General features: G+C 47.4%; 25 protein-coding genes. 12 read left to right on the top strand and 13 right to left on the bottom strand.

What is annotated here, in order from left to right:
* Nucleotides 1-43 precede the first annotated feature (43 nt).
* Nucleotides 44-913: a nucleotidyltransferase-like protein gene (locus K7G97_RS03645; protein WP_035398755.1), complete on the bottom strand. Its 870-nt coding sequence runs from the start codon at nucleotides 911-913 to the stop codon at nucleotides 44-46.
* Nucleotides 914-1,027: 114 nt separating this feature from the next.
* Between K7G97_RS03645 and K7G97_RS03640 the strand changes: the two genes are divergently transcribed.
* Nucleotides 1,028-1,390, top strand: a complete 363-nt coding sequence (locus tag K7G97_RS03640; protein WP_029340912.1) for a DUF2614 family zinc ribbon-containing protein — start codon at nucleotides 1,028-1,030, stop codon at nucleotides 1,388-1,390.
* A 14-nt stretch (nucleotides 1,391-1,404) separates the two neighbouring features.
* Here K7G97_RS03640 and perR read toward each other — a convergent pair whose 3' ends face one another.
* Nucleotides 1,405-1,827 (bottom strand): peroxide-responsive transcriptional repressor PerR, encoded by a 423-nt coding sequence (gene perR, locus K7G97_RS03635; protein ID WP_369792039.1) that lies wholly within the window; start codon nucleotides 1,825-1,827, stop codon nucleotides 1,405-1,407.
* Nucleotides 1,828-2,002: 175 nt separating this feature from the next.
* Here perR and K7G97_RS03630 point away from each other — a divergent pair, with 175 nt between their 5' ends.
* Nucleotides 2,003-3,301, top strand: coding sequence for a glutamate-1-semialdehyde 2,1-aminomutase (locus tag K7G97_RS03630; RefSeq protein WP_023467313.1), 1,299 nt, complete (start codon nucleotides 2,003-2,005; stop codon nucleotides 3,299-3,301).
* Nucleotides 3,302-3,351: 50 nt separating this feature from the next.
* Here the strand turns inward: K7G97_RS03630 and K7G97_RS03625 are convergent, their stop codons facing one another.
* From K7G97_RS03625 to mutY, 4 genes are all read right to left on the bottom strand, one after another.
* Nucleotides 3,352-5,085 carry an ABC transporter ATP-binding protein gene (locus K7G97_RS03625; RefSeq protein ID WP_223041978.1) on the bottom strand — a complete coding sequence of 578 codons (1,734 nt, stop codon included), beginning with the start codon at nucleotides 5,083-5,085 and terminating at the stop codon, nucleotides 3,352-3,354.
* Nucleotides 5,086-5,175: 90 nt separating this feature from the next.
* Nucleotides 5,176-5,718 (bottom strand): nucleoside tri-diphosphate phosphatase, encoded by a 543-nt coding sequence (gene ntdP, locus K7G97_RS03620; protein ID WP_223041397.1) that lies wholly within the window; start codon nucleotides 5,716-5,718, stop codon nucleotides 5,176-5,178.
* Between the two features lie 116 nt (nucleotides 5,719-5,834).
* Nucleotides 5,835-6,260, bottom strand: coding sequence for an SRPBCC family protein (locus K7G97_RS03615; protein WP_023467310.1), 426 nt, complete (start codon nucleotides 6,258-6,260; stop codon nucleotides 5,835-5,837).
* Nucleotides 6,260-7,276, bottom strand: a complete 1,017-nt coding sequence (gene mutY / locus K7G97_RS03610; protein ID WP_195865949.1) for an A/G-specific adenine glycosylase — start codon at nucleotides 7,274-7,276, stop codon at nucleotides 6,260-6,262. The genes K7G97_RS03615 and mutY overlap by 1 nt, the downstream gene beginning before the upstream one ends.
* A gap of 103 nt (nucleotides 7,277-7,379) precedes the next feature.
* Between mutY and K7G97_RS03605 the strand changes: the two genes are divergently transcribed.
* Complete coding sequence (locus tag K7G97_RS03605; protein WP_223041396.1) at nucleotides 7,380-8,363, top strand: metal-dependent hydrolase; 984 nt, start codon at nucleotides 7,380-7,382, stop codon at nucleotides 8,361-8,363.
* Between the two features lie 45 nt (nucleotides 8,364-8,408).
* Here K7G97_RS03605 and K7G97_RS03600 read toward each other — a convergent pair whose 3' ends face one another.
* The 5 genes from K7G97_RS03600 to K7G97_RS03580 form a co-directional block, all read right to left on the bottom strand.
* Nucleotides 8,409-8,681: a YfhJ family protein gene (locus K7G97_RS03600; RefSeq protein ID WP_223041395.1), complete on the bottom strand. Its 273-nt coding sequence runs from the start codon at nucleotides 8,679-8,681 to the stop codon at nucleotides 8,409-8,411.
* Nucleotides 8,678-8,998, bottom strand: a complete 321-nt coding sequence (locus K7G97_RS03595; RefSeq protein ID WP_023467306.1) for a DUF1811 family protein — start codon at nucleotides 8,996-8,998, stop codon at nucleotides 8,678-8,680. The genes K7G97_RS03600 and K7G97_RS03595 overlap by 4 nt, the downstream gene beginning before the upstream one ends.
* A 60-nt stretch (nucleotides 8,999-9,058) precedes the next feature.
* Entirely contained in the window at nucleotides 9,059-11,119 is a 2,061-nt protein-coding gene (locus K7G97_RS03590; protein ID WP_223041394.1) for an ABC transporter ATP-binding protein, read from the bottom strand.
* A gap of 14 nt (nucleotides 11,120-11,133) precedes the next feature.
* On the bottom strand, nucleotides 11,134-12,861 hold the full coding sequence (locus tag K7G97_RS03585; protein WP_223041393.1) for an ABC transporter ATP-binding protein: 1,728 nt from the start codon (nucleotides 12,859-12,861) through the stop codon (nucleotides 11,134-11,136).
* 321 nt (nucleotides 12,862-13,182) lie between these two features.
* Nucleotides 13,183-13,998, bottom strand: coding sequence for a RecX family transcriptional regulator (locus K7G97_RS03580; RefSeq protein WP_058265788.1), 816 nt, complete (start codon nucleotides 13,996-13,998; stop codon nucleotides 13,183-13,185).
* 133 nt (nucleotides 13,999-14,131) lie between these two features.
* Here K7G97_RS03580 and K7G97_RS03575 point away from each other — a divergent pair, with 133 nt between their 5' ends.
* The 7 genes from K7G97_RS03575 to K7G97_RS03545 all read left to right on the top strand — a co-directional run bounded on the left by K7G97_RS03575 (nucleotide 14,132) and on the right by K7G97_RS03545 (nucleotide 20,664).
* Complete coding sequence (locus K7G97_RS03575) at nucleotides 14,132-15,040, top strand: TIGR01777 family oxidoreductase (protein ID WP_214861216.1); 909 nt, start codon at nucleotides 14,132-14,134, stop codon at nucleotides 15,038-15,040.
* 18 nt (nucleotides 15,041-15,058) lie between these two features.
* Nucleotides 15,059-16,198, top strand: a complete 1,140-nt coding sequence (locus tag K7G97_RS03570; RefSeq protein ID WP_195865944.1) for an amidohydrolase — start codon at nucleotides 15,059-15,061, stop codon at nucleotides 16,196-16,198.
* Nucleotides 16,199-16,428: 230 nt separating this feature from the next.
* Nucleotides 16,429-16,989 carry a GNAT family N-acetyltransferase gene (locus K7G97_RS03565; RefSeq protein WP_023467300.1) on the top strand — a complete coding sequence of 187 codons (561 nt, stop codon included), beginning with the start codon at nucleotides 16,429-16,431 and terminating at the stop codon, nucleotides 16,987-16,989.
* A gap of 127 nt (nucleotides 16,990-17,116) precedes the next feature.
* On the top strand, nucleotides 17,117-17,800 hold the full coding sequence (locus K7G97_RS03560) for a response regulator transcription factor (protein ID WP_223041392.1): 684 nt from the start codon (nucleotides 17,117-17,119) through the stop codon (nucleotides 17,798-17,800).
* Entirely contained in the window at nucleotides 17,797-19,191 is a 1,395-nt protein-coding gene (locus K7G97_RS03555) for a sensor histidine kinase (RefSeq protein ID WP_023467298.1), read from the top strand. Before K7G97_RS03560 ends, K7G97_RS03555 begins: the two co-directional genes overlap by 4 nt.
* Nucleotides 19,188-19,754, top strand: a complete 567-nt coding sequence (locus tag K7G97_RS03550; RefSeq protein ID WP_223041391.1) for a TVP38/TMEM64 family protein — start codon at nucleotides 19,188-19,190, stop codon at nucleotides 19,752-19,754. The genes K7G97_RS03555 and K7G97_RS03550 overlap by 4 nt, the downstream gene beginning before the upstream one ends.
* A gap of 31 nt (nucleotides 19,755-19,785) precedes the next feature.
* A complete protein-coding gene (locus K7G97_RS03545; protein WP_195865942.1) occupies nucleotides 19,786-20,664 on the top strand; it encodes an aldo/keto reductase in 879 nt (292 codons plus the stop codon).
* 51 nt (nucleotides 20,665-20,715) lie between these two features.
* Here the strand turns inward: K7G97_RS03545 and rlmD are convergent, their stop codons facing one another.
* Together rlmD and K7G97_RS03535 are read right to left on the bottom strand one after the other, a co-directional pair.
* The gene (gene rlmD / locus K7G97_RS03540; protein WP_058265782.1) at nucleotides 20,716-22,101 is read right to left on the bottom strand and encodes a 23S rRNA (uracil(1939)-C(5))-methyltransferase RlmD; all 1,386 of its coding nucleotides are present in this window, start codon (nucleotides 22,099-22,101) and stop codon (nucleotides 20,716-20,718) included.
* 40 nt (nucleotides 22,102-22,141) lie between these two features.
* The gene (locus tag K7G97_RS03535; RefSeq protein ID WP_023467294.1) at nucleotides 22,142-22,354 is read right to left on the bottom strand and encodes an SE1561 family protein; all 213 of its coding nucleotides are present in this window, start codon (nucleotides 22,352-22,354) and stop codon (nucleotides 22,142-22,144) included.
* 84 nt (nucleotides 22,355-22,438) lie between these two features.
* Here K7G97_RS03535 and yfkAB point away from each other — a divergent pair, with 84 nt between their 5' ends.
* Both yfkAB and K7G97_RS03525 read left to right on the top strand, forming a co-directional pair.
* Entirely contained in the window at nucleotides 22,439-23,551 is a 1,113-nt protein-coding gene (gene yfkAB / locus K7G97_RS03530; RefSeq protein ID WP_035398770.1) for a radical SAM/CxCxxxxC motif protein YfkAB, read from the top strand.
* Between the two features lie 87 nt (nucleotides 23,552-23,638).
* On the top strand, nucleotides 23,639-23,821 hold the full coding sequence (locus K7G97_RS03525; protein WP_023467292.1) for a hypothetical protein: 183 nt from the start codon (nucleotides 23,639-23,641) through the stop codon (nucleotides 23,819-23,821).
* The last annotated feature ends 53 nt before the right edge of the window (nucleotides 23,822-23,874 follow it).

Raw genomic sequence — 23,874 nt, 5'->3', positions numbered from 1 at the left:
ATATATAGCGAAAACAACACATAGAAAAAAATAAAGCCGATCGTCATACGACCGGCTCATACGTTACGAGTTCGACCCCTGCTCCCTTAGTTGTTTGATACGAAATCCTGATCAGACCTTTTCGCATGAAGAAATCAATCAGACTACTTAAATCCACTTTGACTTCTTGTAGTCGCTCTTCTTCCATCAATTCATACATCGTCCATGGACTTGTCCGCTCACGCATGATTTCAAATAAATAGCGTCCTCCCGATAAGACCTTCGACTGCAGAAGATGCTCAAGTCCAATCAAGGCGAGGTGAATACGTTGATCTAATGTCTCTTCACTCATCAATAATTGTTCATACAGTTTATAGACATCCGGATCATCGAGTCGCGCTTGTTCCCAGACGACCGTCTCGGGATGTTTTCCTTTTTCCAGAACAGATAATCGCGCGAGATGATGTAATGCATGATGGACGTGTGTATAGGCATCATAATGATGTCCGCGACTGAACAAGTTCCTTCCGTCTTGGAAACGACGCAAAAGTTTAGCGAACGAAATCGTCATCTGTAAACATCTTTCCTCATCAGGAAAGTTTAATAGCTGCCGTTTTAAGTCAACTAAATAATCGTTCCGTTCGAACACGATCGTTCCTTCTGCAATCCAGTGAATCGCGCGTCGATTGGCATTTAACAAAATCCAGCGTGATAAAACATCTTCATGTACGAGGTGTAACGACACCTTTAGTGTATTCAGTCGATAATGTTTAATCGTCCACTCGACTTCTGGGTCTCTCGTGATGACGACAAGAAGTGTATCAAATTGATCCGTCAGGGAATCCCGTGGTTGCCGTTTCTCAACAGCAATGATCCCTTGTGTTTCGCGATAAGCCGCGTACTCCGAATAAATCGTTCGTGTTGCTTGTTCCATGTACTTCTCACCCTTCTATACGAACTCGTCGTTACCATTTTCGACAAAAAAACAAGCTTTCCTTCTTCAGGCAATCCCACTTCTTATGCTAGACTGACAACAGGGGGAATTCACTTGAAAAAACAACGTAAAAATAAAATAAACCGCGCGCGAAACTTAGCTATGTTTCTCGTCTTCGGTGGGATGCTCGTCATGTATGGCGGTCTATTGCTCAAACAATTTGAAATCATCATGGTCTTACTCATGCTTCTCGGTTTCGTCATGGTTCTCGCCAGTACGGCACTCTATTTCTTGATTGGTCTGACATCAACGAAGGCAGCTGTCGTCACTTGTCCGAACTGTGGAAAAGAAACAAAGGTCCTTGGTCGCGTCGACTTATGTATGCATTGCGATGAACCATTGACGATGGATCCATCTCTTGAAGGAAAAGAATTCGATGAAAAATATAATAAACACAATAAACGAGCTCCCCGCTAAGGCAGCTCGTTTTTTTATTGGACATTCGATTGACAGTCCGGGCAAGTTCCGTACACTTCTAATCGGTGGCGATCGACTTTAAAGCCTGTTAAGTGCGCCGCAACCGTTTCGACATCATCGAGCACAGGATAGTTGAAGTCAACGATCTTTCCACAATTTTCACAGATCATGTGGTAATGGCGTGTCGTAACGAAGTCGAAGCGACTTGAAGCGTCTCCGTAATTCATTTCCTCAACGATTCCCTTTTCTCGAAACACGCGTAAGTTATTATATACAGTCGCCACACTCATGTTTGGAAAACGATGTTCGAGCGCACGATAAATCTCATCCGCTGTCGGATGCGTGTGTCCCGTCGTTAAATATTCCAAAATCGCGTGACGTTGTGGTGTCATTCGAACGCCTGATTCCCGAAGCGACTTCACGGCGTCATCCAGCATTTCGTTAGCCACGTCCATCCCCTCATTTCTATCTTTCATTGATTATCAGATTGTAATCTTTATAATTAGTCTACCTACAAATAGGCATTCCGTCAACGGCTCTGCACCGGATTTGACGTCCATGATACAATCATATCGTGATATTTTTCACGAATCATCGATTGGAGGAATCCTCATGTCTACCCACACTACACGTCCTACTTCAGAGGCGTTATATGAAATCGCACAAGAGTGTATCGTTGGTGGCGTCAACAGCCCATCCCGTTCATTCAAAGCCGTCGGTGGCGGCGCACCTGTCTATATGGAACGCGGAGAAGGTGCTTACTTTTATGATGTCGATGGCAATCGTTATATCGATTACTTAGCAGCCTATGGTCCGATCATCACGGGACACGGTCACCCTCACATTACGGAAGCGATCACCCATGCTGCCCAAAACGGTCTTCTTTACGGCACACCACACCGTCTAGAAATCGACTTTGCACATAAACTACAAAAAGCGATCCCATCGCTTGAAAAAGTACGCTTTACGAACTCGGGAACCGAAGCTGTCATGACGACGATTCGTGTCGCACGTGCGTATACAGGTCGTGAGCTCGTCGTGAAGTTCAGCGGGTGTTACCACGGTCACTCGGATTTGATGCTGATTGCAGCAGGTAGCGGACCGGCGACACTTGGTTCTCCCGATTCAGCTGGTGTCACGAAAGCGACGGCAAAAGAAGTCATCACGACACCGTTCAATGATATCGAATCGTACCGTCAAATCATGGAACAATGGGGCGATCAAGTCGCTTGTGTACTCGTTGAACCGATCGTCGGAAACTTTGGTATCGTCGAACCGCAACCTGGATTCCTTGCTGCGGTCAACGAAATCACGCATGCACACGGCGCACTTGTCATCTATGATGAAGTCATCACAGCCTTCCGCTTCACGTACGGCAGTGCACAAGAGTTACTCGATATCCGTCCCGATATGACGGCACTCGGCAAAATCATCGGTGGTGGTTTACCGATCGGCGCTTATGGTGGTCGTAAAGAAATCATGGAACACGTCGCGCCACTCGGTCCAGCTTACCAAGCGGGAACGATGGCAGGTAACCCGGCATCGATGGCTGCCGGTATCGCTTGTCTTGAATTACTTGAGCAGCCTGGTGTCTATGAACAACTCGATCACCTTGGCGCATTACTCGAACAAGGTGTGCTAGAAGCAGCAAAACGTCATGACGTCACGATTACGATCAACCGTCTAAAAGGTGCCATGACGGTCTACTTCACGGATGAAACAGTCATCGATTACGATGGTGCAGAACGTGCAGACAGCGAGATGTTCGGACGTTTCTTCAAATTGATGCTAGAAGAAGGCGTTAACCTTGCCCCTTCGAAATACGAAGCGTGGTTCTTGACGACGGAACATACGGAAGCCGACATCACAGAGACGATCGCAGCAGTCGATCGTGCCTTTGCTCGACTCTAAGTCTTCCATCTAAAAAAGCAGCGATCCTCACGAGGATCGCTGCTTTTGTGTTATTCGACGAGTTCCAGATTTTGAATGGCATACAGTTCGAAATACGCACCCCGTTTTTGCATGAGGACTTCGTGTGTTCCGATTTCCGTAATTTGACCATTTTCGATGACGACGATCTTATCGGCATCAGTGATCGTTGATAAACGGTGCGCGACAGTAAACGTCGTCCGCCCTTTCGCGAGACGTGCTAGCGAATCTTGAATCATCGCCTCACTCTCTAAATCGAGCGCACTCGTCGCTTCATCCAAAATCAGAATCGGTGGATTTTTCAAGAAGACCCGCGCAATCGCAAGACGTTGCTTTTGACCACCCGATAACTTAACGCCTCGTTCACCGACTGGCGTATGATAACCGTTCGGTAATCGTTCGATGAATTCATGGGCATTCGCTGCTTTTGCCGCCGCGATGACTTCCTCGTCCGTCGCGTCCGGATTCCCCATCTTGATGTTCATTTGGACCGATTCACTGAAGAGAATCGATTCCTGCATGACCATCCCGATCTGATCGCGAAGACCACGTAATTTCAAGTCACGAATGTCAACGCCGTCAAGCGTGATCCGACCGGCAGACACATCATAAAAACGCGGAATCAAACTGACGAGCGTTGATTTCCCGCCACCTGACATCCCGACGAAAGCAATCCGTTCGCCTGCCTGAACGTCAAGCGTCAAGCGATCAATCGCCAGCTCACCGCCTTCTTCATAGGCGAAACTGATGTTTTCGAATTGAACGTTTCCGCGGACATCTTTCGGTTCACGTGCATTCGATTTTTCCGTGATGTCATACGGCTCATCTAAAAACTCGAACATCCGGTCCATCGAAGCGATTGACTGTGTCAACGTCGTTGAAGAGTTGACGAGACGACCGAGCGGTGCATACAGACGGTCGATATAACCAATGAACGCGACCATCGTCCCGAGTGTCACTTGATTGTTCAAGACGAAGAACGCCGCCGTTCCGAAAATCAGGATTGGTGCGAAGTCCGTAATCGTCGAGACGACGACGTACGTCCGCGCATTCCAGTTCGTTTGACGCAACGCGGCTTTTAAAAATCCATCATTTTGATGTTTGAACGCTTTGTTCTCGTGTGGTTCGAGTGCAAAACTACGAATGACTGCCATCCCATTGACCCGTTCCGTCAAATGACCTTGTAGTTCCGCAAGGGCTGCCGAACGTTCCCGTGTCAATCCGCGTAAACGCCCGTAAAAGAACTTAACGGCGAGAGCATAGAATGGTAATGGAATGATCGCGACGAGTGTCAACTTCGGATCAATCGTCCACATGATGGCGATCGCGATGAAAATCGTGATCATATCGAGCCACAGGTTCATTAGTCCTGTGACGACAAAATCTTTCGTCTGCTCGACATCATTGATGATTCGCGAGATGACTTCTCCCGTTTTCGTATTCGAATAAAAACGAAGCGATAATTTCTGAACATGATCAAACAATCGATTCCGTACGTCAAATAAAATCTTCGACGCGGACCATTGCGCGAGGTACTGGCGAACGTATTCGAGCGGCGGCTTGACGATCAAGAAGATGAAGACACCCGCTCCAATCAAATACGCCAATTGTTTACTTTTTTCCGCTATCGGCATCGTGTTTCCAGTTAGGATATTGTCGATGATGTACTTATACAACAACGGAAGTCCGAGTGGGATCGAGAACTTGATGATCCCGACGAAGACCGTCAGGAGGATCTGTTTTTGATACGGCTTGACGAACGCCATATAGCGGCGGATCGAACCTTGTTTCTTACGTTTTGCTTGTGTTGCCACGTGTTTCACTTCCTTCAATTAAAAAAAGACGATGGCGAACCATCATCTCCGATATCTTGTTTCATATTCACGATACCACATATCCACGAAAGCCGGGTTGAATGGACCCTTCCGACTGCGAATCCACTGAATCAGGACTTGGACATTGTCTTTCAAAATACGATCAATCGCCTTCGGATAATTCATCTCGCGGCGATGTTTCTCATATTCGTCCTCATCGAGGATCATGTAGGACATGTCCGGATACACTTTGATATCTAAATCGTAATCAATGTACTTGACTGCTCGATCTTTCTCATCGAACGTAGAAGGTGATCCAAGATTGCAGTAATAATAAATGCCATCCTCCCGAATCATACAAATGACATTGAACCAGAGTTCTGTTGAAAAGTAACAGATTGCAGGCTCTCGTGTTCGCCACTGACGACCATCCGATTCACTGACCATGATGCGGTCATTGAACCCAATCAATTCTTCTTCCGTCGATTTCAGCACGAGCGTTTCTTCCCAAACTCTGTGTAAGCTCCCGTTATGTTTGAAACTTTGAATCTCAATCTTGCTACTTTCTTTTGGGAATCGACTCATGTGCTACTCCTTTCTAAAGCGTTTTTCTTCCATTCTGTTATACTCTCGTGCTTATTATACCCATTTTCAGAACGCATGAAAAACGAAAGGGTATTTTTTCAGAAAAATGACGGAATTCAGGCTTGAAAGTGATTCAAAATCGCATTTTTTCGTTGTTTGAACATCGGTTTCAAGATGAATGCTTCAATGACGAAGGCGGGCAAGAAGGATGCATACGTCACTTCATCCACGAAATAGACGCCAGATTCACGTTCTTCGACTCGGTGCACGTGGCACCATGCCCGGAATGGATACGGCACTTTTGTACCGACATCGACGAAGACATATTCTTCTACGAAAGGAATCCAAGACGTCCACGAGACAAATAGTGGAGGAACACCAACGCGTAGACGAATCGTATTTCCCGCTCGTGTCCGCGTATCGCCCGACGTCTTCACTTGTGGAAATACCGTCAATCGACTTAAGGCCTTGGCGTCACTTAAAAAATCCCACGCTTGCTCCTTTGATGTATCGACACGTGTCTCAAAACGAAAAGTATGCATTAGATTTCCCCCTTTAATAGTCGGTCAATCTTCATTTGCGCGACAGATACCGGATGCGTCGCATACGTTTCCTGATCAACCAGTACCGTCTGGTCCGGCTGTTCCGTCACGCGATAGACAGCAATTTCCCAAATCCGGTGTGAGAAGACATGTCGAACGTGTCCGACAAGCGTTCCATTACGATCTTCTTCTGCTTCTCGAAGTGGGTATTGCCACATACCTGCGAGCAAGCCCGTTTCTGCTCGTTGTTCAATTGCGATTTTTCCGTTCGTTTCATAGACGAGAGCATCATACGGAATAATTTGCGTCTTCCCTTTCTTCGTCTTCACAGGTAGTTCTTCCTGTGCATTTCGATCATATGCAAAACAAACGTCTTGAACAGGACAGAGTCCACACATCGGAGACTTCGGTGTACAGACCATCGCGCCGAGTTCCATCAAGCCTTGATTGAAACTGGACGGATCAGCCGGATCAATCAATTGATGTACCGCCGCCTCAAACAATTTCCGTGTCTTCGGTGCAGCAATGTCTTCATAAATCCCAAGTACACGTGAGAGGACGCGCATCACGTTTCCGTCTACTGCTGGTTCTGCTTGCCCATAAGCAATCGATAGAACCGCTCCTGTCGTGTACGGACCGACACCCTTCAGTTGACTGAACAATTCCTTTTCGTCCGGAACGATCCCATCATATTTTTCAACAACTTCCTGAACCGCGATTTGAAGATTCTTGACACGGGAATAGTACCCTAAACCCTCCCAGTGCTTCAGGACTTCACTTTGATCCGCTTCTGCTAAATCATGCGGTGTCGGAAAACGTTTCGTGAAGCGCTCATAATACGGAATGACTGTATCGACGCGCGTTTGTTGAAGCATGATTTCACTAATCCAGATATGATATGGGTTTTTGGTTCTTCGCCATGGGAGATCCCGCTGTTCACGAAGGAACCAGGCAATCAGTTCTGTGGTAAATTGTGTTTTATTAAAGTTTGTGAAATATTCTTGAACGACAGTCAAAAGGTTACCTCTTTTCTCTTGGATACGATATATTTATTAAAAATTACTCGGCAGAACCTCGATGGATTCACCATCACGATTTTATAGAAGGAGCGAATTCGCATTGGATACTGGTACGCATATCGGCATGGGACTTTGTCTCGCCGCCATCTCGACGCTACACCCTGACGTCGCAGCGAGCACGACGATGTTTGCTGCCGTGACGACGACGGCGCTCGTCGGCTCACACGCACCGGACTTCGATACTGTCTTTAAGTTTAAAGGAAACAGCGCCTACTTGCGTCAACACCGCGGAAAATCGCACGGGTTGATCGCTTTGCTCGCCTGGCCGTTATTACTTTCAATCGTCATCGGCACGTTATTCGGTGTACCTCCGACTTCATTATGGCTGATGGCGCAGATCGCTGTCGCTCTTCATGTCTTTGTCGATCTGTTTAACGCTTACGGTACACAAGCCTTACACCCGTTCAAAAAATCCTGGATCGGTTGGGGTGTCATCAATACATTTGATCCATATCTGTTCACGATGTATTATGCCGCGTTCGGGATTTGGCTACTAACGAGAGCGACGATCGTCATCTTCCCGATTTTAATCGCCATCGTCATCATCTACTACGCTGTTCAATTCAAGTTACGAAACGATGCCCTCGCGACCGCAGCCCGCTATTATCGCGGTGCGCATAAACTGTTCATCTCCCCTGGCATGAAATGGGATGAGTGGCATGTCGCGGCACGTTTACGCGATGAGTATTCCGTCGTTAAGATTAACAGTGGAACCGTCGTCGAATGCGGAAACTTCCGGATCAAGGACGAACCACACGGTGACGTCTTGTACGAAATCGTCAAACAAAACCCGGACTTGCAAGCGTTTCTTGAGTTTTCGAAGATTCATACGTATACGGTCTCACGAAAGGATGGCATTGTCGAATACCGCTTCACTAACCTGCGTTACTTCACGAAGGAAGTCTATCCATTCGTTGCCGTCGTCAGAATCGACGCTGCCACACAAGAGATCGTCAGCTCCTATACCGGCTGGGTGTTTAGCGAACGGACCTTGCAGAAAAAACTGTTCATCCCTGCATTATAAAGACAAAGCTCCGCGCAACGGAAATCCCGATGTGCGGAGCTTTTTTCATTCGACGTTTCGACCTGTCATCAAATGCTTGAATTTTTCGCTCGTCGTATTAAACCGGTGTAACATTGCCCCGTGCTGTTTGATTTGCTGCTCGACGAAATGAACCGCAACGGCTTCACCTTGATATTTCTCACCTGCGCGCGCGAGTGTCGCTTCGAAATCTTCCCACAGCACTTCGACCCACGTCAGTGCTTCTTCCGGGGTTAATACTTCATTCACTTGCAATAATTCTTCAGCCAGTTGCTGAATGGCTTGTTCTCGATTCGTCATGTCTGTTCTCCCTCTCCTGTGAATAACGCGAGCGGAATCGCGACTTCCTGAGCGGTTCCTTCAAAATGCCCCCAGCCCATGACGCCATTGACGAAGTGTAACTCAAATCGTGCCTCTTCTCCTTCGATTCGGTAAAAGGCTCCCCGTTCGAATCGTGCCGGATCGATCAAATAACTTTTCGCAATGGCGATTTTTCGCGTCACGACTTCCACTTCACTGACGTTCCCGTGCTGCTCCGCTTTTCGTTTTTGTTCACTTAATTTCGTGATCAACATCTCAAGCTCGTATTTCGATAATTGACTCATCCGTGTCTCCATTACAAAAACTCCCCCTCTTCGTTTTTCAGTATAAACGAAAAGGAGGAGAAACTGGATGGATTAGCTTGATTTCAATTCAAGATTCCGTTTACTTTGTAACGCATACATTTTCGCATAAATCCCGGACGTTGCAAGGAGCACATCATGGGATCCTCGCTCGACGATCCGACCATGATCGAGAACAAGAATCTCATCCGCATCCTTGATCGTCGATAAGCGGTGGGCGATGATGAACGTCGTTCGTCCTTTCGTTAACGTCAGCAAGGCATCTTGTATGACCGCTTCCGTTTCCGAGTCAACACTCGCTGTCGCTTCGTCAAGAACTAGGATTGCAGGATCAAACGCTAACGCACGGGCAAAACTGATCAACTGTCGTTCACCCGCTGATAACGTGGCACCTTTTTCGATGACTGGTTCATCGAGCCCGTTCGGTAAACGATCAATGAACCGATCCGCGCCGACGGCTTCGATCGCTTGGCGAACACGTTCTTCGGAAATATCAGGATTGCCGAGTGTGATGTTCGAGCGAATCGTTCCTGTGAAGAGGAACGGATCCTGTAAAACGATCCCCATATGCTCACGAACCGCTTGTTTCGGTAAAGTCGTCACGTCTTGTCCGTCAATCAACAACTGTCCCTTTGACGGATCATAAAAACGCATCAATAAATTCATGATTGAACTTTTCCCGCTGCCCGTGTGACCGACGAGGGCAATCGTCGCGCCAGGACGAGCATCGATTTGAATTTCACGTAATACGGGATTTCCCGCTTCGTAACTGAATTCGACGTCTTTGAAGGACACCGCTCCTTTAAACCGAGCAACGCGACCTTGTTCGACCGGCTCTCCCTTTTCGTCGAGCAACTGGAACATTCGGTCCGCTGACACGAGTGCTTGTTGTAGCGGTGACAGTTGATTCATGATTTGGGTGACGGGTTCGAATAACCGGGACACGTAATCGATATACGCATATAAGATCCCGAGCGATAAAAACGAGCCGTTCGTCAGACTTTTCCCACCGACGACCCAAATCAACAAGGCGAGCGTCAAGTTTTTCAAAAAGTAGGATAAGTTGTGTGACATTAGGGCATCAAGTCGTAACAACTTTGCCCGTGTCTGATAGTTCTCTTCGTTCTTTTGTTCGAATTCAGCAAGGACTTCCTTCTCACGTGCATAAGCCTGAATGATCGGCATAGTCTGGATGTTCTCATTCAGTTGACCATTCATGTCGGCAACGAGGGAGCGAACCTTGAAGTTATTCTTCGTCGCGAGTTTCTGGAACAGCTGAATCCAGAAATAAACGATCGGAATGATGATTAGTGAGACCAATCCTAAACGATAATCGAGGAAGAACATCGCGACGAGAATCCCTGCCATCGTGATGATCCCTGAGAAGACTCGGGCGAGTACACCGAGATATAAATCGCGAATCGTTTCCGTATCATTCGTGACGCGACTGACGATTTTTCCAATCGGTGTCTGGTCGAAATAACGGACCGGTAATCGTTGCAGATGCGTAAAAACATCAAGCCGCATCCGTTTAATGATTTTATGAGCAGATCGTTGGAGCAAGATTTGCTGAATCCAGTTCAAACCAGCTGCTGCCAGCAGTAAGATGACGTAAATCAACGATAACCAGCCGATCGCTTTTAAGTCCTTTGAATAAAAATCATAGACCTGCCCTTGTGTCAGTTTTTGAATATTATCATACGTGTAGACGTCGTCTCCACGCGTGACCGTCATCGTACTTCCACTGATTTTCCGCTCTCCTCCACTGACGACTTGTTTTGGTACGAAAAAGTAGCCGCTGGTCGTTTGGACGATCGAGACGGATTGAACGATCTGACTTTTCGAGACATCCTGTGCTTTGGCGAACTGACGACCGTCATACGTGACCGCTCCGTCCGCTTTAACTTCGACCCAGTCCTTCTCAATTGCCACGATATGTTCATCAATGATGACTTTCGCGATATACGGACCTGTCAATTCCGCTCCGACTGCCAGTACGAGTAGAAACAATCCTAAAAAGATCGCTTGTTTCTCATGCATCGCATAGCGGATCAACGAACGGATTGTCGTCTTCCGACGTGCCGGATCGAGTTGATATAATTCCAATTCATTCATGCAGAGGCACCTCCTTACATCTCTTCACTTTGTCGCTCGAATTGTTGAGCGTACCAGCCATTTTGTGCCATCAGGCTGTCATGTGTTCCTCGTTCAGAAATCATTCCGTCTTGTAAGACGATGATTTCGTCCGCATGTGCCACTGCCGATAAGCGATGGGCAACAATCAATGTCGTGGATTGGTGGCGATTCGATCGAATCGAATCAATGATATGTGATTCCGTTTTCGCGTCTACCGCTGATAATGAATCATCCAGCAACAGCAACTCTGGTTTTTTTAACATCGCCCGCGCGATTGAGAGACGTTGCTTTTGTCCTCCCGACAACGTGACGCCACGTTCACCGACCATCGTCTCAAGTCCTTGCTCCAGCGTCTCGATATCTTTTTCGAACGATGCGAGACGAATCGCTTCCTGCAATTCTTCTTCTGTCGCTTCACCTGCACCGAATAGAATATTGTCCCGGACAGATTTTGAGAACAGTAAATGTTCTTGTGAGACGTAACCCGTCCAACCGCGAACCGTCTCTAGTGCAACATCTTCATACGGTACGCCGTTGACTGTCAACATGTCCCGTCCGATTGGATACTCACGTAAGAATTGACGCAAGAACGTCGTTTTCCCGGATCCCGTTGGTCCGACGATACCGATCGTTGATCCTTGTTCGATCGTCATATTCAAATCTCGTAAGACCGGATGGGCTGTCTCTGGATACGTAAACGTCAAATCGTTCATCTCGATCCGTTCAGGGCGATTAATATGTTCCCGCGGTGTCGAAGCAATCAACGGTTTGACTCGCATCGTTGCTTCCAAGCGGTCAAGACTTGCTGTTCCGCGCTGGATGACATTGATCAATTCACCAAAGGCGTACATCGGCCAAATCAGCATCCCGAGATAGATGTTAAAGGCGACCAATTGTCCGAGCGTGATGTCGTTCGTAAAGACGAGATATGTCCCGAACGATAAGCCGATCAAGTAACTGAAGCCGACGAGCAGCTTGATGATCGGTTCAAATAAGACATCAATTTTTGCGACGTGCATGTTTTTCTCAAAGACATCCGTCGTGACATCGTCGAAGCGTTTAACATCGACTGGTTCTTGTACGAACGAGCGGATGACACGCAGTCCGGAAATCGACTCGACGACCTGGTCATTCATCGTTCCGAATGAATCCTGGGCAGTGATGAAACGTCCGTGAATTTGACTTCCGAGCTTATTCATCGCGTAAGCGAGAAGTGGCATCGGTAACAAGGCAGCAAGCGTCAATTTCCAATCGATTGCCACCCCCATGACGACGAGCGTGATTGCCGTCATGTTCAACGAGTCGACGAGCGTCAAGACACCAAATCCGGCGGTCCGCTCGACCGCCTTCAAGTCGTTCGTCGCGAGTGCCATCAAGTCTCCCGTCCGATTCTTTTGGTAGAACGTCGGCGTCAGTTTCAATAAGTGCGTAAAGAAGCGACTCCGAAGTGTCCGTTCTAATAAAAATGCCGTTCCGAATAATTTCGCTAACCATTGATACGTCAAGATGAAGGACACAATGGAGATAACCGTTAATCCGCCGACATACTGTAAGAGTGTCGTTCGATCCATCGATCCCGACCGTAATCCGTCGATGACCTTACCGATCAGCCATGGCGGCGTTAAATCGATAAAGCCGGTGATGATCAATAATACGACTGCTACGAGATACGATGATTTGTGTTCTTTTAGAAACCAACTCAATTGCCGAAATAAACGCATGAGGGTCCCCCCTTTACTGTTAAATGAATTACTTTTTCCGAGCACGCAAAAAGGCATACGGATTTCCGGATGCAGTCCGAGAATCAGTATGCCTTGAAATGGGCATGATGCATTCTTGTTCGTCTGCGCGCTCGGGAGACGAATCCCCTTGCTCGCACATGAAATGAATTACTTATACGTGCTCAAGAGTCTCCGTCGTATTCAGCTGTTGGATATGAGTGAAACCAATTGGCTTTTTCATAGGACGGTTCCTCCTTTTCTTAGTCTGTGCGTAGAATAGCACAATTGTCGGATAATTGTCAATTTTTCGTCTTGCTTTTATTATTCCGCCTCTTCTTCTTTGACTTGTTCGAGGACTTGAGCCGCTAGACCGTATGGAAATCCTTTTCGAACGAGCGCTTGCTTCACTTTTTGTTCGCGTTCGAACGGTTCAAGTTGCCGGTATTTTGGATAATACTTGCGTGCTTGATAAAGGGCCGCTTGTTCTTCTTCGTCCCCTTCTTCAGCTCGGAACACCTCTTCGATACCCGCCTTGATCAAGTCGGACGAGAAACCTCGTTGCATGAGTGTCATCTGTAGCTTTTGCGTCAGTTCCCGCACGGAACGCCGTTGCAGCTCTTTTTGCTTTTGCCGCAAAAACTTCAGGACTTTTTCGTATTCCTCTTCATCCGTAAACGTCACGATCGCTTCATCAATAGCTGTCTTCGGTATCTTCAATGCCTCAAGGTCGCGGCGAATCCGTCCCGGACCTTGAGGTGTCGTCGCTTTTTTCGTTGCTGTATAAGCAAGTGCGAACTGTTGATCATCCAGATAGCGTTGCTCTGTCAATCGCTCGATTGCATGTTTGATCGCATGCTCCGGTGTCTCTTTCTCTGTTAAATACGCGACGACTTCACTCGTCGCCCGCATGCGGTACGATAGATGATTCAATGAGAGACGATACGCTTTTTGCTGTTCTTCAGCCGTCAACACTTCCTTGACGAAGTCGTCATCGAGTTCCTTATCGCGTTGTAGATTATATTTAATTAAGATATCGACGTCTACGGCAAAAGCATATTCCTCTTTGCCATCACGTTCGACATAGATATTGAATCGTTCGCTGTTCTTTTTCTGCGTCGAGATCCGTTTGATCTTCATGTCGTTCCCTCCCCTAACCTGATTCGGTAGTTCTACGATATCATGAACAGGCAGGTCTATGTTTGAGTGAAACCATGGAACGGGAACAAATGGAAAGAAGCTACTTTTACTTATTTCAGGGAGGATGGATTACATGAACATTGCGATTACCGGTGGAACCGGTATGATTGGTCAAGCCTTGACGAAGCGTTTACTCGAGCAAGGACATCATATCTTTATCTTGACGCGTCATCCGAAAGCGAACGATGCGCATGTCACATATATCAAGTGGATGACAGAAGACGCAAAACCGGAACAGCACTTAGAGGGCGTCGATGCATTCATTCATCTGGCTGGTGCGTCGATCAACGACGGACGTTGGACGGATGAACGTAAACGCGTCATTCTCGACAGCCGCGTCAGTACGACGAAGGAGCTCGTGCGAATCGTTGAAGCACTCGATCAAAAACCAAATGTCGTGTTGTCTGCTTCTGCGGTTGGCATTTACGGACAAGATCGGCATCAAACCTTCTCTGAAGATCAACCCCTTCCACCGACCGCTGACTTCTTAAGTCATGTCTGTGTTGCGTGGGAAGATCTTGCTCGTCCGATTGCTGACGCTGGCATTCGACTCGTCCATCCACGAATCGGTGTCGTCTTAACGAAAGCCGGTGGCGCTTATCCGTTAATGCGCCTGCCTTATGTCTTGTTTGGTGGTGGGACGATGGGCGACGGAAAACAGTGGGTCTCCTGGGTCCACATTGATGATTTAGTCGATTTATTCCTATTCGCACTTGAGACCCCGACAGTCGAAGGACCGCTGAACATCACTGCGCCTCACCCGGAGACGATGCGCCGTTTCGGACAGACGATCGGAAAAGTCTTACATCGCCCACACTGGCTCCCGGCACCACGCTTCGCATTAGAACTCGCACTCGGTGAAAAGAGTACGATTGTACTAGAAGGAGCTCGTGTCGTCCCGAAAAAAGCGCTCGAAAACGGATACAAGTTTCGGTATGCTGAACTAAAGGATGCATTACGAGCAATCGAGCATTCAAACTAGTACAGGGGTGGACGATACTTGGATATCTTAATTCGAAATGCACATATCTATCCGATTACTTCGGACAGTTTTTACGGGGACATCCGCATTCGTGATGGGAAAATCATTGAAATCGGTGAATTACTGGATCATTTAGAAGACGATCAAGTCATTGAAGCAGAAGGTCACTTTTTATTGCCCGGTTTCATCGATGCCCATACACATCTCGGATTATATGACGAAGGTACCGGAACCGTCGGAAATGATGCGAATGAGACGATTTTCGCGATGACTCCTCATCTGCGTGCCATTGATGGCGTCTATCCGCTGGATGAAGGCTTTAAGGAAGCTGTCGAACACGGGATCACGACCGTTCAAGTCATGCCGGGTAGCATGAACATCATCGGTGGCGTCACGAGTGTCATCAAGACGCACGGACGATTCATCGATGATATGATTCTTCGAAAGTACGCAGGTCTGAAGGTGGCGCTCGGTGAAAACCCGAAGCGTGTCCATAGTGCTGGTCGTGCCGGTGAACTGACACGGATGGGCATCATGGGGATGTTGCGCGAAGCCTTTCTTGAAGTTCGGACACAATCGGTTTCTGAAACCTTTGCCCACCAGATGATCAAACGAGTCCTTGATCATAAGATGCCGCTTCGTGTACATGCGCACCGAGCAGATGATATCCTTTCTGCCATCCGTTTTGCGGAAGAATTCGATCTTGATTTACGTATCGAACATTGTACGGAAGGTCATCTCGTCGCAAAAGAGATGGAGCTGCTACCGATTGAAAAAGTAACGGTCGGACCCACCTTCACGCGAAAGTCTAAAATCGAACTGAAGAATAAGACATGGGAAACGTATCGGATTCTTCATGAGCATGGTCTTGAAATCTCGATTACGACCGATCATCCGTATACCCCTGTCCAGTACTTGAACCTTTGCGCCGGTCTTGCCGCACGAGAAGGTCTACCGGTCGATGTCGCCTTACGCGCGATCACGATTCATCCAGCCCGTTCGCTCGGTGTGGACGATCGTGTCGGATCGATCGAGGTCGGAAAAGACGCGGATCTCGTCTTGTGGAGTCACTTCCCACTCGACTATTTAGCGAAGCCGCTCATGACGATGATTGATGGAAAAATCATTTTTGAACACGCTCAACTGAACTTGACTTAATCCCACCCCCGCCAGGTGTTTTTTGCACCTTTCGGGGGTTTTAGACGCTTACGGAAAACATCTTGTTTTTGTATCTTTTTTCACAAAAATTATTTTCTTGCAATTTTAAAAAAAGAAGGTAATATTATCTTATCCGACAACTGAAGAAGGCATACCATGCGCGGTTCAAACGAGTCAGACAGGTAGCTTTCGACAATCATTCTTGCGGTCCTAAAAGGAGGAATGGAAGTATGCTCAAGCAACGGGAGCTGAGCGACTGCGCTGATTTGTTCGAACTGATGCAGCATCAAGACGTATATCCGTACGTCCGCCAAAAAACACGGTACTTTGATGAATTTCTGTTTACTACAAAGCAGGCAATCGAAGAGGAAGAACGTGGTGAAATCGTATCACGTACCATCCTAGATGAATTCGATCAACCGATTGGTACGATTAGTTTACTCGATATCGAAGGACAATATGGGTTTCTCGGTACATGGTTAGGTAAACCGTATCATGGTAAAGGATACAATCATTTAGCGAAAGAAGCCTTCTTCTCTGAGCTGTTCTTCGAGCTTGGATATGAGAGTGTCTTCATGAAAATTCGCAAAAGCAATATTCGGTCACAAAAAGCTGCTGAAAAATTGCCGTATGCGTTCTGTGCGGATGAGTTGCGCCCTGCGCTTCTTGAGCAATTGAATGCTGGCGAGACACAGTTCACGCTATATGAAGTCTCAAAATCTAGTTTCCACATGTACATTCATGGTCGGGAACTCGAAACACTATACGATCATCAACAACTCGAAGCATGAGAGTCTTGTCTCTCATGCTTTTTTGTGTCCACACATGCGCTTCTAAAGTTTGAAATGGTATGATAAATAAGAAAACTCATCTTTATGGAAGAAACACTTTCTTCTACAGGAAATGGAGCGAATACTAATGCCAGAATCGTTTAACATTCTCGTAGTAGATGATGAAGCACAAATGCGTGACCTTCTCGTCTCGAATCTTGAAAAAGAACACTACACGACGATGACAGCTTCTAACGGACAAGAAGCGATCCATCTCATTCAACAAAATATATTCCATCTCGTTCTACTCGATGTCATGATGCCGGAAATGGACGGCTTGACAGCATGCATGCGTATCCGTGAATTCTCAAACGTTCCGATCATCATGCTGACGGCACGTTCGGACGAGCTCGATCGGATTCACGGTCTGAAAATCGGAGCTGATGACTATATCACAAAACCATTCAGCCCTCGAGAATTGCTTGCTCGCATCGAAGCGACGCTTCGTCGTTCTCACCGCTTTACAGTTGATCAATCGGCTACCCTGACGCTCGGCATGCTTGAACTCGATACGGAAAGTCGGAGTGTCCACGTCAATGGCAAGCCGGTCAGTCTGACGCGTAAGGAATTTGATTTGTTGCACCTGTTCGCTCAAAACAATGATAAGGTCTTTTCTCGCGAACAGTTACTCGATCAAATCTGGGGTGCGGACTATATCGGGAACTTACGGACGGTCGATACACACATCAAAACACTTCGCCTAAAGCTCGGGGAAGCCGGTGGCTCGATTCAAACGGTCTGGGGCATCGGTTATAAATTCGAGGAAGTATGATTAAGCGCTATACGATCCGGCGCCGGATTTGGATCACGATTTGGTTCACGAGCGTTTTTTCCGCCATTTTATTCGTCCTGCTGACGTTCTATCTCTACGACCGGTTCTATCTTCAGACGCAGGAAGATATCTTATTGAACCGAGGCGAAAAGCTGATCAACATCTATGAATCCGAAGGACTGTCTGGTGCTTTTTACGATGGAATGACTTATACGAATGAGTTGACGGAATCGAAAGTCTTCTTTATCGATTTCCTGAAGAAAAATCCAGCTGGACTGCGCTTTTTGACGAATGCGGATATCGAAGAACTTCGAAACGGTGAAACCGTCGTCTCCAGTCGGACCCATCCGATTGAAGGAACGGACATTTTGATGACCGGATTTCCGATCATCGAAAACAATCGACTGGTTGGTACGCTGATCTTGTATCTGGAACTCGGTCAAATCAGTGAACCATTCCGCCCACTCCGCCTGATGATCTTCTTCATGATCGGACTGATCGTCTTGAATCTCGTCATCTTCGGACGACAAATCATCGATACGATCATCCGTCCGTTGATCGACATGAAGCGCGCCTCGACTGTTTATGCACAAGGTGACTTTGATTATCGGATTCCGATTCAATCGGACGATGAGATCGGAGAACTCGCAGAAACGTTAAACAAGATGGCGGAATCGCTCGGAGAAGTCGACGAGCAGCGGAAGGAGTTCCTCGCGAACGTCAGTCATGAATTGCGGACACCGCTCTCCTACATCCGTGGCTATACGGAGATGATGCAGGATGATTCGCTCGAGGAAGAAAAGCGTGCGCAGTATTACCAAATCATCGAGCGGGAAACAGAGCGTCTGCAACGTCTCGTCAATGATTTGCTCGATCTCGCTCAACTTGAACGCGATTCCTATCCGATGTCGAAACAACCACTTGTCTTCAGCCAAGTACTTGAAGATGTCATTTACCGGATGGAACCCATCGCCCAGTCAAAAGGAGTCACGTTCGTGATGAATCTCGATCCGGATCAAATTGTCTTAGGCGATACAGACCGTCTTGAGCAAGTCTTCGGCAATTTACTCGATAACGCCTTACGGTACACACCGCCTGGTAAACAGATTTTCTTATCGACTGAAACGATCGGCGACCGGACGCATTGTCTTATCCGGGACGAAGGAGAAGGCATTCCGGAAGAGCATCTTGATCGACTGACAAAACGATTTTACCGTGTTGATAAATCACGGACGCGGAAAGATGGCGGAACTGGTCTTGGTCTTGCGATCACAAAACACATCATCGATCGTCATGATGGGACGATCCGGTTCGACTCCGTTCTTGGAGAAGGAACGACCGTCCACATCGAGTTACCGCTTCTTCCAGATGAAGAAGATGGATTCGAATGATGGAACAACATGTCATCCAAACCTTTGAACTCTTCGGACCGTTCGCTCCGTTCGTTAGTGTCTTGGTCAGCGTCGTCGTCAGTGTGCTTGGTGTCCTACCGAGTACGTTCGTCACCGCTGCGAATCTCGTCTATTTCGGATTATGGATCGGTACATTGCTCTCTTTCATCGGTGAAGTCTTAGGTGCGGTTTGTGCGTTCCTACTTTACCGAAAAGGACTGCGGTATGCCCTTCGTCGCCCACTTCCCGATCGATTCGCTCGTTTGCAACAAAAACTGCAAGCACAACGAGGACATGAAGCATTTTGGACGATCATCTTGCTGCGGCTATTACCGTTCGTCCCGTCTGGCATCGTCAACATCATCAGTGCGGCGAGTGGTATTTCCATCCTACTTTTCCTGACTGCGAGTACGATTGGAAAAATTCCAGCCATGTTAGTCGAAGTGCTCGCCGTCCATCAGTTCATGCAATCCTCGTCCATCGTTCAATGGTCGATTGCAGGCGTGGCACTCGTTGGTTATCTGCTATACCGTATTCATCAAAAACGAACACCATCGATTTAAAACTACAGGTATCTGAAAGGAAGTATTGTTCGTGGAGTTAAGACGTTTTGGAACATCTGATTTATTCGTGTCCCCGCTTGGGTTCGGAGCCGGTCACATCGGTGCAGAACAGATGACGGACCGGGAAGCAGTTTATTTACTCGAACAAGCACGTGATCTTGGCATCAACCTGATCGATACGGCACGCGGCTACGGCTTATCGGAGCAACGCGTCGGACAATTTCTAAAGAATCGCCGGCACGACGTCATTCTGTCGACGAAAGTCGGCTATGATGTTCCCGGTGCGCAGGACTGGACCTTTGAAGCGGTCCATGGTGGCATCGATCAAGCCTTACAGACGATGCAAACGGATTATCTCGACATCGTACACTTACATTCTTGCAGTCAAGAAATCCTCGCCCAAGGAGATGTCATCGAAGCGCTTGAACAAGCAAAACAAGCTGGAAAAGTTCGCGTCATTGCTTATTCCGGTGATCGGGAAGACTTGATATATGCTATCGAAACGAATCGCTTCGACAGTTTTCAAACATCGTTCAATCTGTTTGACCAACGTGTCGATGATATCCTGCCTACTCTTCTAGATCACGGAGTCATCGCCAAGCGTCCGATCGGCAACGCCCCGTGGCGCTTCACGGAGCGTCCGGTCGGACAGTATGTCGAACCATATTGGGAACGTGCGCAACAACTCGCTTATCCACTCGAGGAATCGAGTTGGCTTGAAACTGCGCTTCGTTTCACGGTCTTTGAACCAGGAATCACGACGGCCATCATCGGCACGTCTCGACCCGAACATCTCGCGTTGAATCAGCAACTGATCGAGCGCGGTCCACTACCCGCTGACCGTGTTGCTCAGTTGAAGGAACGCTTCGCTGAGTGTGACGCAACGTTCGGTTATCCTTCGCAAACATGATAAAAAGCCCGTATGTCCACTCGTTCAAGGAGTGCATACGGGCTTTTTTACTTAGAACTTTTTCTTTTTCTTCTTTTCGAGCACGACGATTGCTTCAACGTGCGCTGTTTGTGGGAACATATCGTACGGTTGGATGTACGATACTTTGTATCCTGCTTTCATCAAGTGATCACAATCACGCGCAAGCGTCTGCGGATTACACGAGACATAGATGATTTTTTTAGCTTTAGAAGAAATCATCGCGTTCAACAATTGTGTATCGCAACCTGAACGTGGTGGGTCGACGATAAAGACATCCGGAATCCAGCCTTCCTTGACCCAACGTGGAATCCACGCTTCGGCCTTACCGACGACGTAGTGGGCATGGTCGAATCCGTATTGCTTCATGTGCGCATTGGCATCTTCGACAGCTTCTTCAATGATTTCCATGCCGCGAACTTCTTTTGCTCCTTTGGCGATCCAGAGTCCGATTGAACCAACACCTGCGTATGCATCAACGACACGTTCTTCGCCTGTCAAAGCAGCGGCACGTGCGATCTCTTCATACATCCGTTCTGCTTGTTCCGGGTTCAACTGGAAGAAGGCACGCGGGGACAATTGATACGTGAATTCCCCCATCTCTTCTTCGATCCGTTCAACGCCGCGCAAGACTTCTGTCTCTTCTCCGAAGACACGTGACGTCAACTTATCATTGATGTTCAGTGCGACCGAGACGACACCTGGGATATCCATGATATCGCGCGACAACCCTTCTAAATCACGGAAGCCGTCTTTAAAAGCAACCAGTACGACTTGAATTTCACCCGTTTTGATTCCTGTCCGGACGACGATATGGCGCATGACACCATCTTGTTTTGCTGCATGATAAACGGGTACTTTATAGTCATTGAGTAATTTCGTGACAGCTTGGTTGACGCGAAGCGTGTCCTTGTTTTGGACGACACAATCATCGATCGCGACCAGACGATTCGAATTAGCGGAATAGAGACCGCTGACAATCTCATTCCCCTGTTTACCGACGACGAATTGCGACTTGTTGCGGTATTCCCATTCCTTCGAACCGATCGTCGGACGGATATCTGCTTTCTCGACATTCAACTTCGTTGATTTCAAGAAAGCGTTGCGAAGCATTTCTTCCTTATAACGCAACTGTCCGTCGTAACTCATGTGTTGTAATTGGCAGCCGCCACAGACACTATAGACCGGGCAAAGTGGAGTAACACGGTCTGGTGAACGATCGTCGCGCTTTAAGATTTTCGCATTCGCATAGTTCGCATGAATTTCCGTGATCTCGATTTGTGCCGTTTCCCCGACGAGTAGTCCTGGGATGAAGACGATTTGTCGTTCGAGCGTCGCGATCCCTTCACCGTTGATTCCCATCCGGAGACACGTGACCGAACGGACCTCACCTGTCTTTAATTTGATTTTTGTTGCCATTGATTTCATCCTTTCCGTTTGTGCAAATGAAAAAGCGGTCTCAATCTACCGCTTTTTTCGTTTCTTCTTGTTCTTTCATATCCTTCGCATATCGAACGACCTTCGCCTTGAGTTGATCCAGTGATACGATCAGTCGTTCCAAATCTTCGATATCTGATGATTCATCGAGTGAATCGATTGTATGACAGAGAAGCTGCATTCTTGATTTTAGCACATTCATTTGACCAAGTTTATCAGTTCTTGCTTTTCCCATTATTCAGACTTCCTTTCTTCCGCTGGATTCCGACGTTATTTTAGCATACGATACGAAGTGGAGCACTAAAAAGGAGGAGTACCCATGCCACAATCATCACCCATCACGATCGCAAACGATCCGTGGGAAGCTTATCGTGACATTGAACAATACGGCACCGTCCGTTTGACGAACATCGAAGTCACGACGACAAAACTGTGTAACATGCGCTGTGAACATTGCGCCGTCGGTTACATGTTATCTAGTAGCGAGTCACCTGAAATCCCAGTCGAACTACTCATTCAACGTCTGGATGAAATCGAACACCTGCGTGCCTTTTCCATCACAGGTGGAGAACCGATGCTTTCGATGAAATCCGTCAAGGAATATGTCGTCCCTTTACTTAAGTATGCCCACGAACGTGGCGCTAAAACCCAAATCAACTCAAATTTAACACTTCCGTTATCTCGTTATGAATTAATCATTCCTTATCTAGATGTCTTGCACATCTCACATAACTGGGGAACAGCCGATGATTTCATCGATGGTGGCTTTGCGATGATGGAACGAAAACCGTCACGTGAAGCACGGACGAAACTTTTCGAGACGATGAAAGAGAATGCTCGTGTCCTGAATGCACGAGGTGTCATCGTATCTGCTGAGACGATGATCAACAAGCGGACGTTGCCACACCTTGAAGCAATCCATAAGGAAATCGTCGATATGGGATGTGTCCGTCATGAAGTGCACCCGATGTACCCCGCTGACTTCGCGTCTATGATCGAAGCAGCTAGTTTATCTGAAATCCGTGACGGAATTCATCGTTTGCTTGACGTCCGCGATCCGAACGTTTGGATGTTGTTCGGAACACTTCCTTTCTACGCATGTTCGATGGAAGAGGCAGATTTAGAATTGCACCGTCGCTTACGTCAAGAAAAAAACGTATCGGTTCGCAATGACCCAGATGGTCGTTCTCGTCTTAACGTCAACATCTTTGATGGTGAAATCATCGTGACCGATTTCGGCGACGAACTCGCTTCGCTCGGTACGATTCACGAGACGTCTTTCAATGATGCGTATGCCCAGTGGCAAGAGACAGAACTGAATAAAAGCTTGTCATGTCACTGTCCTGCGGTGCAGTGCCTTGGACCGAACGCGCTTGTGAAAAACGCATATTACCCTGAGATTGATTTCACAAAACAATCGAGTCGGCTTTAAGAATCAAAAATAGGTTTTGAACAATGGCGTCCCGGGAAAAATGTCACAAAGTAGACACATTCTGTTTTCTAAAAAGGGGTGACCGGGATGGAATGGCTCGTAGGTATTGTCGCAATCATCGGTACGTTCAGTATGGTCTTGTTCGTCATGATGGTTGGTATTCGTGCTTCACACAGTATCGAACATGATGAAGTGTTCGATCAGACAGATTGGGATGAACATCTGCTGCACATGCCGCGTCCGACACGTTTTGAACAAGAAAATAAATGAAGCACGCCCCAGTCTCCCGTTTCAGAGACTGGGGCGTGTTATGCTAAAAGAAA

This window comes from Exiguobacterium acetylicum (assembly GCF_019890935.1).
Taxonomy (GTDB): domain Bacteria; phylum Bacillota; class Bacilli; order Exiguobacteriales; family Exiguobacteriaceae; genus Exiguobacterium_A; species Exiguobacterium_A abrahamii.
This window is presented reverse-complemented; position numbering and strand designations above follow the sequence as displayed.